The organism is Micromonospora sp. NPDC049891, assembly GCF_040660295.1.
Lineage (GTDB): Bacteria > Actinomycetota > Actinomycetes > Mycobacteriales > Micromonosporaceae > Micromonospora.
Window position 1 is genome coordinate 193,832 of the sequence record NZ_JBFAML010000004.1, and the last position, 14,507, is coordinate 208,338.

The following is a 14,507-nucleotide window of genomic DNA, read 5'->3' on the forward strand; positions in this document are numbered from 1 at the left end:
CAGAGTAAGAAACAGCAGCCACCCTCAACGTGGCCAACGCAACGGCCCCGGATGTGTCAGCCAGAGCAGTCGCCGCCACCGGGACCGGGTGGCACGCAACGCGCCGGTGTACACGATGGCCGCCGAGGCGGCGGCTGCCGCCTGGTCCTCGGTGGCGCTTCCGGGCGCGAAGCCTGCCTGGTTGACCAGACGCGCCAACTCGTCGACCGAGGCGTACGCCGCCGCCGAGTCGTCCGCGGTGCGGACCAGGCCGGCGGTGACGGGCGCCGACGGCGGTCCGGCCGGGGCACGGCCAGGATTCGAGGCGGAACCGGCGGCCAGGGCACGCCGGGCCAGGGCGGCCACCTCGGTGGCGGACAGACCGGCGGCCACCGGCTGCCCGGCCAGCCGCAACGTGTCGGTCAGCTCCCGCCAGGCGCCGGCGATGCGGTGACCGGGGTCGCCCCGGTGCAACCGGGCCCGGGTCTGCGCCCGGCGCAACCATCCCAGGGTGACAAGCACCGCCACGAGCACGAGCACCAGTCCACCCCCGGTGCCACCCACCAGTACCGGTGTCGATACGCCGCCGCTGTCCGTGGGGCCACCGGGGGCGGCCTGCGCCGGTGGGGAGGCGGTCGGCTCCAGGGTGGGCTCCGGCTGCTCCGACGGTGGCGGGTCCTCCGGCTGCGGGCGGAAGTCCTCCTCCACCGGCCGGGGTTCCTCATCCGGTCGGGGCAGCGGGTCGAACGCCACCCAGCCGAGGCCGTCGAAGAGCACCTCCGGCCAGGCGTACGCGTCGGCGGCCCGCACCGGACCGGAGCCGGGAGCGGCGAACCCGACCACCACCCGGGTCGGCAGCCCGGCGAGCCGACCCAGCACCGCGAACGACGCCGCGAACTGTTCGGACGTGCCGCGCTGTCCGCCACCGTTGCGCGGCCCGAACAGGAAAAACGCCAGATTGGGGTAGGCGTGGCCGCTCGGTGCGTCGGCGACCAGCCGGTAGTGCTCGGCCAGCCACTGCTCGATCGCCGCCGCCCGCGCGTACGGCGCGCCGTTCTCCTCGGCCAGTTGGGTGGCCAGCCGCCGCAGCTGTTCGGGCGCCCCGTCGGGGACGTGCAGCACCCGGGCCACCGCGTCACCGGCGGGGGTGTCGGCGGTGGCCAGCAGGTTGCTGTCGGGGCGTTCCTCGGCCGAGGTCACCGTGTAGCGCAGCCCGGGGGTGAGACCGTCGGGACGGATCAGCGTGCCGGTGCCCTGGTCGTAGGCGACCCGGGCGCCACTCACCTCACGTGGGGTGGGCACCGCGGGCAGCAGCCGTCCACTCAGGTCACCGACGGTGATGTCCTGCCGGACGGTTTCGACAGTGGCGTACGGGGCCGGTTCCGTGGGGGGCAGGATCCGGCCGGCGTTGCGGTAGGTCGCGCCCACCCGCCAGGTCACCCCGTCGTAGTCGCTGAGCACGGCCAGCCGGATCCGCACCCCGGCACCGCCGCTCGCCGCGCCCTCCGGCGGACCGGCCGGATCGGTCGAACCCGCCGGGTCTGCCGGGCCGGCGCCGCCGGGGCGCTCGGTCGCCACCTGGAACAGTTCCTGCTCCGGGTTCAACGCCCAACCGGAGATCCGGATCAGCGGGTTCTCGTCGAGCGTCTCCACCTGCGGCGGCTCCACGTAGCGCCGCGGGTCCACCGGCGCAGTGTCCACCAGGGCCGCCACCGCCGGGCCGAGCAACGCCGCCAGCGCCACCACCACCGCCGTACCGGCGGCCGAGGCCACCGCCAGCCTGGCTCGTACCCCGGACCGCACCGCCGGGGCGAGCCCGTCGACCGGATCACCGTCCGAGGGCCGGGCCGACACCGCCAACCCGAGCGCCGCCGTCACCACGAACGCCACAGTCGCGCCGATCGCCGGCTCCGCGTTCGGTCCGACCACGTACACCGCACCGGCGTGCAGCAGCACCGGCGGCAGGTAGCCCAGCAGCACCCGCCCGGCCCGCAGCGCCACCTCCGCGCCGGCCAGCCCGGCCAGCCAGGCGGCGACCACCGGCAGCAGGATCGTGTCCGGCGTGGCCTCCACCGGGATCATCGCGGTCAGCAGCCGGGGAATGGCGTTACCGGCGGCGTCGCCGGCCACCTCGACGAACCCGCCCGGCACCTGCGCCCCGGTGGCGGCCACCCGCAGGCAGACCACCGTCCACCCGAGCATGGCCAGCACCGACACCGGCGCGACCAGCCAGGACGGCAGCCGCCGGGTCACCACGCTGACCAGCACCGACCCGACCGCCGCGCCGGCCACAAGCATGGTCAGCAGCGACCCCGCGTACACCCGGCCGAGCACCACCCCGGACAGCGTGACCAGCACGACGAGCGTCGCCGGCACCGCCGCCGCCCGCAGCAGCCTCACCACCGGCGTACCCCGTCCCATTCGGCGGCGAAGGCGGCCCCGTCGGTCGCGTCGACGACGACCAGGCCGGCCGCGCCCGGCGGCGTCGGCTCCGCCGCCCCGAAGATCCCGACCACCACCGACGGGTACGCGCCGCGCAGCGCGCCGACGTGCCCCAGATCCTCGGCCGCGCCCGGTCCGGTGAGGACGACAAGGGTGTCGCCGAGCCGGTCGCGGCGCAGCCGTGCCGTGGCGGCCTCCAGCGTGCCCTCGCCGGTGAGCGTCACCGCCGCCAACCGGTCCAGCGGTCCACTCGGACCGGTACCCGACCCGTCGCCGCCGACGTCGCCACCCGCCGCGCTACCGCCCCTGCTGTCTCCGCCGCCCGGTGCCGCGCCGTCCGGCCCAGTGCCCCTCCCACCACCGCCCGTCGCCGTGCGGCCCGGACCGGTGCCGCCCGTCCCCGCCCCACCCGGCCCGGTGCCGATCGATCCGACGGAGGTGCCCTCGGCGGCGACGAAGAGCAGCACCACCGGCAGGTCCTCACGAACCGCAGCGGTGACCACCGACGCCGCCGCCTCACAGGCCGACTCGAACGACTCCGCCACCCCGCCGACCCGGTCAGGATGCGCGACGGCCCGGTTGTCCAGCAGCACCACGATCCGGGGCAGGCTGGTGTCCACGTTCTCCCGCACCATCAGCTCACCCACCCGGGCGCTGGTACGCCAGTGCACCCGACGCAACTCGTCACCGACGACGTACTCCCGCAGCGAGTCGAAGGTGATCGAACCGTGCGGTACCGCGTCGACGCGCCCGTCGAGACTGCGTCCCGCGCCGGTGGGCACCGCCCGCAGTGGATGAACGCGCGGGTGCACCCACACCGGCACGACGTCGCCGTAGGAGCGGGCCAGCACCACCAGACCGAGCGGGTCACGGCGGGTCACCCGCAGCGGCCCGACCGGCACCACCCCGCGCCGGCTGGTCGGCACCGGGTAGCTGACAGTGGTGTCCGCGCCGGGCCGCAGCCGCAGCACCGGTACCGGCACCACCTGGTCACCGCAGCGGTCGGTGGCCAGCATGCTCGCCGCCCGCAGCCTTCCCGCGTTGCGTACGGTCAACGTCATCGCGGCCGGCTCGCCCCGGGCCACCCGGTCCGGGTCGGCCTGCCGGGACACCAGCAGCCGGGGCCGCCGGGCCGCGGCGACCAGGGCAACCGCCACGGCGGTGCCGGCCGCCGCGCCGAGCAACGTCAACTCCGGGTACCCGAACCGGAAACCCGCCCCCAGCAGCAGCCCGGCCGCGACGAGCAGACCGATGCCCCGGGCGGTGATCCCCACGCCAGACCTCGCCGGTCAGTGGTGCGCCGGGGCCGGCTGGCCCGACGGCAGCGGCACCGGCACCGAGGCGACCGCCTGCCGCAGCACGTCCGCGGCGGTCACCCCACGCACCTGGGCGTCCGGAGTGAGCAGCAACCGGTGCGCGAAGACCGGCTCGGTGAGGGTCTTCAGGTCCTCCGGCATGATCCAGCCCCGTCCGTCGATCAACGCGTACGCGCACGCCGCCCGGGTCAACGCGATCACCCCGCGCGGACTGACCCCGACCCGGACCTGCGGATGGGTACGCGTCGCCGCCGCCAGCCGCACCGCGTACGCGTACAACGGCTCGGCGATGTGCACCCGCAGGGCCATCCGCACCATCTCGCCGACGGTGGCGGTGTCGGTCACCGCCGCGAGCGCCTCGGGGGAGCGGACCGTCGCCCCGCGCAGCACCTCCACCTCCACCGACTCGTCCGGATACCCCACCGACAACTTCACCAGGAACCGGTCCAACTGCGCCTCCGGCAGCCGGTACGTGCCGTCCATCTCCACCGGGTTCTGGGTGGCCACCACCAGGAACGGCTGCGGCACCGGATGCCGCACCCCGTCCACGGTGACCGTCCGCTCCTCCATCACCTCCAGCAGCGCCGACTGGGTCTTCGGCGAGGCCCGGTTGATCTCGTCGGCGATGACGATGTTGGCGAAGACCGGGCCGGGATGGAACTCGAAGCCCCGGGTGGCCTGGTTGAAGATGGTCACCCCGGACACATCGGAGGGCAGCAGGTCCGGCGTGAACTGGATCCGCCGCCACTGCCCCTTCACCGTCGCCGCGATCGCCCGGGCCAGGGTCGTCTTACCCACCCCGGGCACGTCCTCCAGCAGCACGTGCCCCTGAGCGAACAACGCGGTCAACGCCAGCCGCACCACCTGCGGTTTGCCGAGCACCACCGTGTTGACGTTCTCGGCCAGCCGGGCGGCCAGGGCGGCGAAGCCCTGCACCTCCTGCTGGGTGAGCGGTTCCTGGCTGTTCACGGTGGTGCTCCTCGCCTGGGGTGGATCAGCAGGTGGGCAGGACGCTTATGTCGTCGCCGCCCTCCAGGTTGAGCCAGGCCCAGGGGATGTAGTTACGTCCGCTGTACTCGACCTGCACCCACCAGGTGCTCTGCTTGTTGTTGTTGTAGATCCAGGAGTCGATGTCCGTGCCCCGCACCTTGCAGTACGCCTTCAACCGGGTGCCGGGCTTCGCCCAACCGACCTGTCGGTCGTTGTCCTGCCGGGGCACCGAGAAGATCTCGTTGCCGTTGCGGCCGTCACGGTCCCGGTCGCAGTAGGTGCGCTGGTCGCCGTCGGGGCCGTTCTCGCAGGTGGCGACGCCGAACAGGGCGTCGGTCTGCTGAGCCCTGGTGGCGGTTCCGCTGCCGGCGGCGTTCGTCGCCGTCACCGTGAAGGTGTAGCTGCTGCCGGGGGCCAACCCGCTCATCGTGATGCTCGAACACGGGCCACTCTTCGCCGGCTGACCTGACCGGGACAGGGTACAACTGGCCTGGCCGCCACCGGCGTCCACGGTGAACGTCACAGTCGCCGCCGTCGCGGTCGCCGACGAACCGGTCACCGTCACCCGGGGCGCGGCCACCGTACGCGCCGTCGTCGTCGCCTCAGCGCCCTCGCCGGCCTCGTTGACCGCGCGGACCCGCACCGTGACGTTCTGCCCGTCACCGAGACCGCCCACCGTCGCCCGGGTGTCGGTGACCTCGCTGCGCTTGTCACCCACCTCGACCACGTACCCCGTCACCGGCCGGCCGTTGGCCACCGCCGGCGACCACTGCACCGCCACCGTCCCCGGCTGGTCGGCCACCGTGCTCGCCCGCAACTCCACAGGCTCACCGGGAACCGTGAACGGCACCACCGTGTTGCTCACCGGCGACGCCTCCGACGCCGCGCCCTTGTCGTTGACCGAGACGACAGTGAAGGCGTACTGCGTGCCGTACTCCAGCTCACCGGCCTTCACCACCAACTCGGTGCCGGTCGCCTCACCGACCGGGGCGTTCGTACCGGCCGATGTGGCCGACACCGCGTACCGGGCGATCTTGTTACCTTGACCGTTCGCCTCCGGCCAGTTCACCACCACCGTGCCGTCCGCCCGCGCCTCGGCGGTCACCTCGGTCGGTGCGTCCGGCACCTCCGCCGTCGGCGTCACCGGGTTGCTGGTCCGGGTCGGACCGGCACCCTTCGCGTTCACCGCGTGCACCGAGAACCGGTACGTCTCACCGTTCGTCAGCCCGGTGACCTCCACCGACCGCTGGTTCGCGCCCACCTCCAGGCGCTGCCCGGCACCCTCCACCACGTACCTGATGATCTCGGCACCGTTGCTCGCCGCCGGCCGCCAACTCACCCTGGCCTGCGCGTCGCCGGCCGCCGCCGTGACGTTGCGCGGCGCTCCCGGCTTGTTCACCTGAGGCTTCTTCGGCGGCGGAGGCGGCGGCGGAGGCTCCGGCGGCGGATCACCACCGAGCACGTCGTTGGCGTACTTGTCGACCTCCCGCACCTGGTGCGAGTCGTCGACCACCCGGGCGGTCGCCGCGTCCGGCGCGTTGATGAACAGGTAGTTCTCCCGCACCTCCAGCTCCAGCGGGCCACCCCACCGGCCCCGGATCGTGTCGGTCAGCTGGCCCGTCGCGTCGAACGCGTACACCGTGCCCGCCACCTCGTCCGCGCAGTAGAACCGCCCCGCCCAGGCCACCGCCGGACCGAGCCGGTCACCCTCGCCCGGCACCGTGAACGAGCGCACCTCGCCGCCGTCACCGATCGCGTGCACCTGCCGCTGCCCGGGCACCGTCACCGGCACCACCGGCCCGCTGGTACGCACCGGCAGGATGCCGGGACCGGTCAACGTCGACGCCAACGCCGTGCGTCGGGTCGTACCGTCCACGACAGTCACCAACGCCCCGGCCGTGCGGTCCAGCACCGCCACCCCGTCGTCCAACGTGGAGACCACCAGCTCGTGGCTCGCCTCCGCCACGTCGTACGTCTCCACCCGATGTGCACCCACCGGCGAGTCCGCAGCCTCCGACGGCAGCACCGCCGGGGTGATCGCCGAGACCGTGCCCTCCGCCGGCACCGCGACCCACAGCCGGCCCTCGCCGTCGAACGCGCCACCGGTGATCCCCGGCGGATAACGCACCGGCTCGCCCACCGGGGCCAGCGATCGCGGATCCAACTGCCGCACCACACCCTGCACGGCGTCCACCACGAACGCCGCGTCCTCGTGCAACGCCACACTCACCCCGAGCCCGGGAGTGGTGGGCGTGGTCGCGGTGATCTGCAACGTCGCCAGATCCAGCGCGCTGATCTGACCCGTGTTCAGATCCCGCAGCACCAGCAGCCGGTCGGTCTGCGTCACCTGCATCGGATGCTGCCGCGCCGCCGGCACCTCCATGCGGGTGTCCACCCGCGCGGTGACCCCGTTGACCCGCGCCAACTCACTGCGCGCCGCGCTCCACAACCACGAACTCGCGTCGTAGTTGGCCACCGCGTTGTCCGCCGAACCCAAACCGAGCACGGTTAGCCCCATCGCCGCCAGCAGCGCCAGCACCGTACCCACGGTGACGAGACCACCGCGTACCCGGGACCGGGATCGTGGGGTGCGGGTCGGAACGGCCTCGTCGATGCTCGCCACAGCCGGCAGCCTCCCGTGTCGTCTCGGCAGGTGGCGCCTCCGTTACGGCGACCCCTCCCCTGAGCCGGGAGCCATCATATGGTCACGCTGCGGACCCCGGGAACCCGCACCGTCCGCCTGTGGACACCCAGCGTGGCGTGTCGTCGGCGTGTCCCGCCACGACCGTCCGACCGGGACCGCTCGCACCACCGTTCAGCCGGCCGTGCTGGCCTACCGCGACGTGCACACCTGGTCGGAGGTGGCGAACTGGTCGGTGTCGTAGACGGCGAGCACCGCGAAGCAGTAGTTCACCCGGGTGCTCAACCCGTTGACCGTGTAGCTGGTCCGACCCGGGTCCACCGTGGCCATCATGCCCAGCGACTGCCCGGTCCGCCCACCGGCCACCATGAACGGCACCAGCCCGTCCGACGGATCCGTCCAGGTCAACGTGATCGTCGTCGTGTCGTCGCGCATCGTCAGGTTCCCCGGCGGCGGGCCGACCGACCCCGGCGACGACGTCGGTGTCGACGAAGGTTCCGACGGCGGTGCGGCCCGCCGGTCCAGGACCAGCAGACCCACCCCGATCACCGCGGCCAGGGCCACCAGAACCGCCACCACCGCCACCACGATCGCCACCCGGTTCCGACCCGGCGCCGGCTCCGCCGTCGGCATCGCCAGCGGCCCCTGGTACGGCGCGGCGATCCCCGGATGCTGAGCACCGGACTGACCCCAGGCCGGCGGCGTCGCAGGCCCCGGATAGGGCGGCGGCGCACCGTGACCGCCGGGCGACCGATAGGTCGGTGAGCCGTGCGGCTGGCCACCATGACCCGGCAGCCGGGGATCACCCTGCTGCGCGCCGCCCTGCGGCCCGTACGCCCCGGCTCCGCTCACCGGCCCGTACGGGTTGGCTCCGCCGCCCGGCCCGTACGCTCCGGCACCGCTGACCGGCCCGTACCCAGGGGGCGCGGGGTGGGGTGCTCCGCTGGTCGGCGGCGCGTACCCCGGTGGTCCGCTGGTCGGCGGTGTGTGGCTGATTTGTCCGTTGTTCGGTGCGTGGCTGGGTGGTCCGCTGGTCGGACCGGGTTGCGGCAATGGTGCGGTCAGGTCGTGCGGGCCGGCCGTCGGGCCGATCAGTGACGTGCCCTGCGGAGGTACGGAAGATCCCGGCGGTGCGCTGACGGGTGCTCCGCTGGTCGGCGGCGCCCAGCCGGGAGGCCCGCTGGTCGGACCGGGCTGAGGTAACGGTGCGGTCAGGTCGTGCGGCCCGGCCGTCGGGCTGACCAGTGCGGTGGCCTGCGGAGGCGCGGCAGATCCCGGCGGAGCGCTGACCGGTGGTGCGCTGACCGGTTGGACCTGGCCCCAGGGTGTCTCGGCGGGCTGCCCCGGTGCCGGTGGCGCGCTGACCGACCAGGCCGAGGCGGGTGGGGCACTGGTCGGTGGGGCGCTGACCGGCGGAGCGCTGACAGGTGGTGCGCTGACCGGTTGGGTCTGGCTCCAGGGTGTCTCGGCGGGCTGCCCCGGTGCCGGTGGCGCGCTGACCGACCAGGCCGAGGCAGGCGGGGCACTGACCGGCTGTCCCTCGGCACCCTGTCCGGTGACCGCCGATGACGGGGCCGCAGACGCGCTCACCGGTGACGCCGCACGGTCCGTCGGCGCCGAAGATTCAGGCGTACGACCGGTCCGTGCCGCTTCCTCTTCCAGCAGCGGCCCGATCTGCTGAACCCGGATAGTGGGTCGGGCCCACTCCGGGTTCCCGCCCGAGCCGGGCTCGACGCTCGTCGACGTCGACTCGCCGACGACAGGGGAGGGCCGCAGCACACCTGTCTGTTCGTCGTCCGCCACCCGTTGACCGGGAGCCGTTCCGGTCGGAGACGGGTCCGCCGGCGTGACCGACGGAGCCGGCGACGACGGGGTCGACACCTCGCCGGCGGGCGTCGCCACGGTGGCAGCCGAGACCGGCGGCACCATCGGCGCGGTTGGCACCGCAGCCGGTCGGGCCTGGTCGACCGGCGGCGTCACCGGACGGACCGACTGATCATGAAAGGCCGTCCGCGCCTGTGGCACCACCGGCGGGGCCACGGTGGGCGGCGGCGGAACCTGTGGCGGGGCGGACGGCGCCGTACCCGACGGCGGCACCATCGACGGCGGTACCCGAGGGCCAGGCGGCATGGCGGGTGACGGTGAGGTGGGCCTCAAGACCTGCGGCGCTACAGCCGATGGGACGATGGGTGGTGGCGGGATCTGCGGCACCACAGCTGGAGGCACGGTGGGCGGTGGTGGCATCTGCGGCGCTGCGGTTGGTGGCGGCGGGATCTGCGGTGCGGCGGGCAGCCCCGGCCCGGCCGAGGTCGGCGGTGCCACGGGCATGACCGGCGGCGCCGGCACGGCGGGCCCTCGTGGTGAGCTGGGCGGGGGAGGAACGGTTACCGCTCCAGGGCCGCCGGACGTGGGGTGATCGATGGCCGGCGTGGCTGGCGACGCCGAGGATGCGGTGGAACGCACCGACGCTGCCGTCGACGCGTCGTGCGGCTTCCACAGCGTGGAAAGCGCGGCCAGGGACACAGTTGGTTCATCCAGAGCTCCCCGAGCGGACTGGCCAGCCGGGCCAGGCTGGTGGGCAGGAAGGACCACAGGCTGAGGGGCGGGAGCGGCGTCGCCGAGGTAGTCCCGTGCCGCGCGTACCGCCGGATGGTCGGCGCCGAGCACGGCGGGCCCGGCAGCGGCCACGCGGGTGTAGTTCCGGCGCGCCTCGTGGCGATTGCCCAGCTCGTCCGCGACGGACCCCAGCTCGAAGGCCAACGCCAGCATCAGCGGATCGGCGTGCGGCCAGCGGCGTTCCCCGGCGGCGAACGCCTCCTCCAGCACCCGCCGGGCCGCGCTCGGATCATCCGCCTCCCGATGCAGCCTGGCCAGCAGATGAGCGGTGCTGAGCACATCCGGATGATCTTTGCTGAACGGCGGCCGGGTGGACTCGACCGCATCGACCAGCAGGTCACGGGCGGCGGCGAGGTTACCCGCACCGCGCAGCGCGAGGGCCCGTTGCTGAGCGACGGCCAGGGGAGAGGCATGGGGCACGAGGCCCATGCTGCCGGGTACGGGCACCTCGACGCTACCCGGCGTACGCACCCGCCAAAGGCCGGCGTGGCACCCTGCGAGGACGGCCGAACGAGGCCCCGATGCCGATGTGCATGATCCACCTGCGGCGTGTACAGTAACTCCCCGTGCAGCCCACCGGGCGGCCTGCGGGTGATGGGATCACCGAGGCTGACGCGGTAGGCTGGGCAAGTAGGTCCGGGTGGCGGAATGGCAGACGCGCTAGCTTGAGGTGCTAGTGCCCGTATAGGGCGTGGGGGTTCAAGTCCCCCCTCGGACACAATTTAGTACATGATCCACTTGGGGTTGCCTGGGTGGACACCACCCGGGCTAGTTGGCCGGTAGGTGAGCCTGAGCCCCAGTTCGCGGTAGATCAGTGCCTTGTCGGTGGGGTCGGCGTCGCGGAGCACGGTGGTGATGTTTCCCAGCGTTTCCACGATGTGGCGGAGCTCGTCCATGGTCGTGGTTCGGCGTCCGGTGAATCGGCGCAGGGAGCGCGACGAACGCGGCAAAGGCAGCAGCCGCGAAGGCGCGGCGTTCACCGCGATCGGCGACATCCTGCGCGAGTCGCTGGTACCGCCCCAGACGACCGCCGCGCTCTACCAGGCCGCGGCGAAGATTCCAGGGGTCGAGGTAGTCCGCGGAGTCACCGCCGCAGCCGAGCGGCGAGGGGTAGCCGTCGCACAGACCGAGCGAAGCCGGCGCCAAGAGTGGATCTTTGATGAACAGACGTACGCATACCTCGGCGAGCGCAGTTACCTCGTAGCGGACACCGCCGACGGGCCAGCTGGGACGGAGCTGAGCACGACTGCGGTGCTCAAGCGAGCCGTGGTGTCGAACCTCGGACAGCGCCCCGACAGGTAGCTGCCCAGCAACCGGCGACCTCGATGCTGGTTGCGGTGCTGGCAAACGAGGCTGATGAGGTGGCTCAGAGCGCGGCTGAACAGCGAGTGGAGGGGTGTGGCAGCGCAGGTGAGGCTCGCTGGCATCGAATCCTGGTCGACTGCCGTCCTACCTAGAGCCTCACCCTCATCGTCCTCCAGGCTCGCCACACCCGCCCTCATCTGCCGGATCAACGTGGAAACGCTCGCTCATGCCGATGAGAAGTGCACTACCCGCGTGTCGGTAAAGCGCGGACGATGATTGGCTACCTGGCGGCCTTGCTCTGATCGGAGGCCGGATCGAGTTTCCGGGTGTCGGGGTGTCGATTGCGGTGCCCGCCGTTCGTCTTACTGCGAGTCTGGTATCGACGAGGAGGTAGCGATGAAGTACGTCATGCTCATCTACCAAGGCCCGGCCCTCGAACGGCAGGCCGCGCTGTCCGAGGAAGAGCAGAAGCAGGTCTACGCCGACTACCAGGGGATCAACCAGACGCCGGGTGTCACCCCCGTGCCGCCGCTGGGACGCGCCGAGAACGCCACCACCGTGCGGGTAGAAGGAGGTAGAACCCTGACAACCGATGGCCCGTTCGTCGGGATGAAGGAGGCTGTCGGCGGTCTGTTCATCCTCGAGGCCAACGACCTCGACGCGGCCATCGAGGTGGCCGCTCGCGTTCCAGCGGCACGTTATGGCGGCGCCGTCGAGATCCGGCCTTCGGAAGTGTATTGGTAACGGCACTCGACGAGATCTTCCGCGACGAGTGGGGGCGCGTCCTGGCCACCCTCATCGGCGTCCTCGGCGACTTCGACCTCGCCGAGGACGCCGCGTAGGAGGCCTTCGCCATCGCTGCCGATCACTGGCCACGCGATGGGGTGCCAACAAACCCGCGGGCCTGGCTGATCCGCACGGCGCGAAACCGCGCCACCGACCACATCCGCCGCGACCGAGCTTTCGCCGCCAGGCTGGGCCTGCTCGTCACTGCCCCGGAGGTCGAGATGCCCATGGACGCCACCACGTTTCCCGACGAGCGCCTGGAACTCATCTTCACCTGCTGTCATCCGGCGCTCGCCATCGAGGCGCAGGTCGCGCTCACGCTTCGTATCCTCGGGGGTTTGACTACCGACGAGATCGCCCGCGCCCTGCTCGTCCCGCAGCGGACCATGGCGCAGCGTCTGGTGCGGGCCAAACGCAAGATCAAGCCGGCAGGGATCCCGTTCCGGATCCCGCCGGATCATCTGCTACGAGAGCGGCTAGACGCCGTACTCACTGTCGTGTACCTGATCTTCAACGAGGGCTACGGCGGTCGCGATGAACTGGCGGCCGAGGCGATCTGGCTGGGACGTGCACTGAGCCAACTGCTTCCCGGCGAGCCAGAGGTTCACGGCCTACTCGCGATAATGCTCCTGCACGACTCCCGCCGCGAGACGCGGTTCAACGACGGCGAACTGGTGCTGCTCGAAGACCAAAACCCGTCACGGTGGAACACCGCTCAGATTGCACAGGGCCGCGCCGCACTGGACCGGGCGATCGCCCTGGGCGGCCGCGGGCCCTACGTCCTGCAGGCTGCGATCGCCTCGCTGCACGCCGAGGCACCGTGTGACTGGGCGCAGATCGCCGCTCTGTACGGCGAGCTCGCCCGCCTGACCGCCTCGCCGGTCGTGGACCTGAACCGCGCCATCGCCGTGGCCGAGACCGAAGGACCACAAGCCGGTCTGCGAATCGTTGACGGACTCGGTCTGGACGACTTCCGCTACCTGCACTCCACCAGGGCCGAACTACTGCGACGACTCGGGCGCACCGACGAGGCGCGCGACGCCTACCGACGCGCGAGAGAACTCACCGACGACGGACCCGAACGTCGCTTTCTCGAACGCCGGCTAACCGAACTCGCTGGCGCGACAGGTTCGGACCATGACCCGAGGGCAGCAGAGTGACTGCTGGTCGACCGCCAATTACCGACCCGCCCTCCCGTTGCCGGGACTGTCGGCCATCGCATCCGCTCATGCCGCCGAGCGGGCGCGCTGGCGTGCCGGGTGGCCGTCACTGTGCGTGCTGCTGCTCGGGCATTTCGTCGGCGGTGAGGTCCGGGCTGGCGTCGAGACTGGCGGCGATCTTAGCCGGCAGCGGGTAGGCATGTTCGACAGGCAGATGGGCTGCTGCCGCCTGTTCGTCGCCGCTACGCAGGAGGTCCCGGACCAGGTGCACCGTGGGGGTGATGTCGGTGATGGCAACGACCCAGTCGTCGACGTACCGGTCGACAGCCTCGCCGGACAGTCCAACCTGCAGCGACCGGTACGGCAGCGCCTTCAGGTGCAGCGATCGCTCCGGATCCCATTGCACTCGGACGGGGCTGGCTTTCAGTTGCCGTGACCAGGTGGCCTTGTCGCCGTGCAGGTCTCGGTCGTAGTGACTCAGGCAGGCTCGCGCCAGCGCCCACTCAAATCCGTCCCGGGTGATGTCGATGGACAGTACGCGCTCTTGTCCTGGCTTGGTGGCCCAGCCGCAGCGGTACATCATCCACAGGAACGATGGCTTGATCCACGTCATCCGGTCCCGCTTGAAGGGTGCCACGAAACGGCCGGCGGCCACCGCTGGCAGCGCGACCTGAGGGGAATATGCCTGGTACACGGTGATGGTGTCGGCCGAGTAGCGGGCGCGGATCTGACGGGCGGGAACGGACACGACGTGATCCTGACCGATCGGGACTCGACTGCTCCACCGAGATTCCACACCCACGCCAACGCCAAGCCGAAACGAATCCGCGCCGGCACCCGCATCTAGCCGCTGACCGCGCGACTGCGGAGGCGGGAGCGGTCAGCACAGCGGTAATCGGTACAGCACTTCGACGTACCTGATCTCGTCGTGGACCACGTCGAGGATGAGGTGCCCCGGCCAAGGCGCGTCGAGGCAGACATTGCGGTGGCCATCGCCATAGGCGCCAGCCGGCGTCGGCGCGGTGTAGAAGCTCTGGCAGAAGTCGTCCCCGCAACCGCACGTCTGCACCACTCGCAGCCGCCCAACCTGCTCCGCCAGCGGTTCCTCGCCTTCGGCCCTGAGCGCTGCGCCAAGTTCGGCGGTGAAGACTGGCCACGTCGTAGAGAGCAACGGTGCGTACGCAGGATGGTTCTCCACGAGGAGGCAAGCTACCTGTGCGATGCCCCGAGCACACGCTCATGTGCCGCGACGCGTGCGGCAGGAACCAGGGT

General features: G+C 71.9%; 13 protein-coding genes, 1 tRNA gene and 2 pseudogenes. 6 read left to right on the top strand and 10 right to left on the bottom strand.

What is annotated here, in order from left to right:
• Positions 1-24: 24 nt before the first annotated feature.
• The 5 genes from AB0I71_RS08200 to AB0I71_RS08220 form a co-directional block, all read right to left on the bottom strand.
• Positions 25-2,400 (bottom strand): transglutaminaseTgpA domain-containing protein, encoded by a 2,376-nt coding sequence (locus AB0I71_RS08200; protein WP_357582538.1) that lies wholly within the window; start codon positions 2,398-2,400, stop codon positions 25-27.
• Complete coding sequence (locus tag AB0I71_RS08205; RefSeq protein WP_357582539.1) at positions 2,376-3,695, bottom strand: DUF58 domain-containing protein; 1,320 nt, start codon at positions 3,693-3,695, stop codon at positions 2,376-2,378. The genes AB0I71_RS08200 and AB0I71_RS08205 overlap by 25 nt, the downstream gene beginning before the upstream one ends.
• A 15-nt stretch (positions 3,696-3,710) precedes the next feature.
• Positions 3,711-4,706: a MoxR family ATPase gene (locus AB0I71_RS08210; protein WP_357582540.1), complete on the bottom strand. Its 996-nt coding sequence runs from the start codon at positions 4,704-4,706 to the stop codon at positions 3,711-3,713.
• A gap of 25 nt (positions 4,707-4,731) precedes the next feature.
• Positions 4,732-7,350, bottom strand: a complete 2,619-nt coding sequence (locus tag AB0I71_RS08215; RefSeq protein WP_357582541.1) for a fibronectin type III domain-containing protein — start codon at positions 7,348-7,350, stop codon at positions 4,732-4,734.
• A gap of 210 nt (positions 7,351-7,560) precedes the next feature.
• Positions 7,561-8,220, bottom strand: a complete 660-nt coding sequence (locus AB0I71_RS08220) for a fibronectin type III domain-containing protein (RefSeq protein ID WP_357582639.1) — start codon at positions 8,218-8,220, stop codon at positions 7,561-7,563.
• Positions 8,221-8,617: 397 nt separating this feature from the next.
• Here AB0I71_RS08220 and AB0I71_RS08225 point away from each other — a divergent pair, with 397 nt between their 5' ends.
• Positions 8,618-9,049 carry a hypothetical protein gene (locus AB0I71_RS08225; protein WP_357582640.1) on the top strand — a complete coding sequence of 144 codons (432 nt, stop codon included), beginning with the start codon at positions 8,618-8,620 and terminating at the stop codon, positions 9,047-9,049.
• A 165-nt stretch (positions 9,050-9,214) separates the two neighbouring features.
• Positions 9,215-9,364 carry a hypothetical protein gene (locus AB0I71_RS08230; RefSeq protein WP_357582641.1) on the top strand — a complete coding sequence of 50 codons (150 nt, stop codon included), beginning with the start codon at positions 9,215-9,217 and terminating at the stop codon, positions 9,362-9,364.
• On the opposite strand, the gene AB0I71_RS08235 is transcribed toward AB0I71_RS08230, so the two are convergent.
• A complete protein-coding gene (locus AB0I71_RS08235; RefSeq protein ID WP_357582642.1) occupies positions 9,365-9,865 on the bottom strand; it encodes a hypothetical protein in 501 nt (166 codons plus the stop codon).
• 113 nt (positions 9,866-9,978) lie between these two features.
• Positions 9,979-10,413 (bottom strand): annotated as a pseudogene (locus tag AB0I71_RS08240) (tetratricopeptide repeat protein); the annotation flags it as partial.
• Between the two features lie 205 nt (positions 10,414-10,618).
• Here AB0I71_RS08240 and AB0I71_RS08245 point away from each other — a divergent pair.
• Positions 10,619-10,702, top strand: a tRNA-Leu gene (locus AB0I71_RS08245).
• Between the two features lie 4 nt (positions 10,703-10,706).
• Here the strand turns inward: AB0I71_RS08245 and AB0I71_RS08250 are convergent.
• Positions 10,707-10,880, bottom strand: a complete 174-nt coding sequence (locus tag AB0I71_RS08250) for a hypothetical protein (protein ID WP_357582542.1) — start codon at positions 10,878-10,880, stop codon at positions 10,707-10,709.
• Between AB0I71_RS08250 and AB0I71_RS08255 the strand changes: the two genes are divergently transcribed.
• The 3 genes and pseudogenes from AB0I71_RS08255 (at position 10,879) to AB0I71_RS08265 (ending at position 13,235) form a co-directional block, all read left to right on the top strand.
• A complete protein-coding gene (locus tag AB0I71_RS08255; RefSeq protein ID WP_357582543.1) occupies positions 10,879-11,286 on the top strand; it encodes a CU044_5270 family protein in 408 nt (135 codons plus the stop codon). The genes AB0I71_RS08250 and AB0I71_RS08255 overlap by 2 nt on opposite strands.
• 399 nt (positions 11,287-11,685) lie before the next feature.
• Complete coding sequence (locus AB0I71_RS08260; protein ID WP_357582544.1) at positions 11,686-12,033, top strand: YciI family protein; 348 nt, start codon at positions 11,686-11,688, stop codon at positions 12,031-12,033.
• Positions 12,027-13,235, top strand: a pseudogene (locus AB0I71_RS08265) (DUF6596 domain-containing protein). The gene AB0I71_RS08260 and the pseudogene AB0I71_RS08265 overlap by 7 nt, the downstream one beginning before the upstream one ends.
• Positions 13,236-13,341: 106 nt before the next feature.
• Here AB0I71_RS08265 and AB0I71_RS08270 read toward each other — a convergent pair.
• Both AB0I71_RS08270 and AB0I71_RS08275 read right to left on the bottom strand, forming a co-directional pair.
• Positions 13,342-13,983, bottom strand: coding sequence for a DUF4291 domain-containing protein (locus AB0I71_RS08270; protein WP_357582545.1), 642 nt, complete (start codon positions 13,981-13,983; stop codon positions 13,342-13,344).
• A gap of 132 nt (positions 13,984-14,115) precedes the next feature.
• The gene (locus tag AB0I71_RS08275; protein WP_357582546.1) at positions 14,116-14,433 is read right to left on the bottom strand and encodes a hypothetical protein; all 318 of its coding nucleotides are present in this window, start codon (positions 14,431-14,433) and stop codon (positions 14,116-14,118) included.
• Positions 14,434-14,507 lie beyond the last annotated feature (74 nt).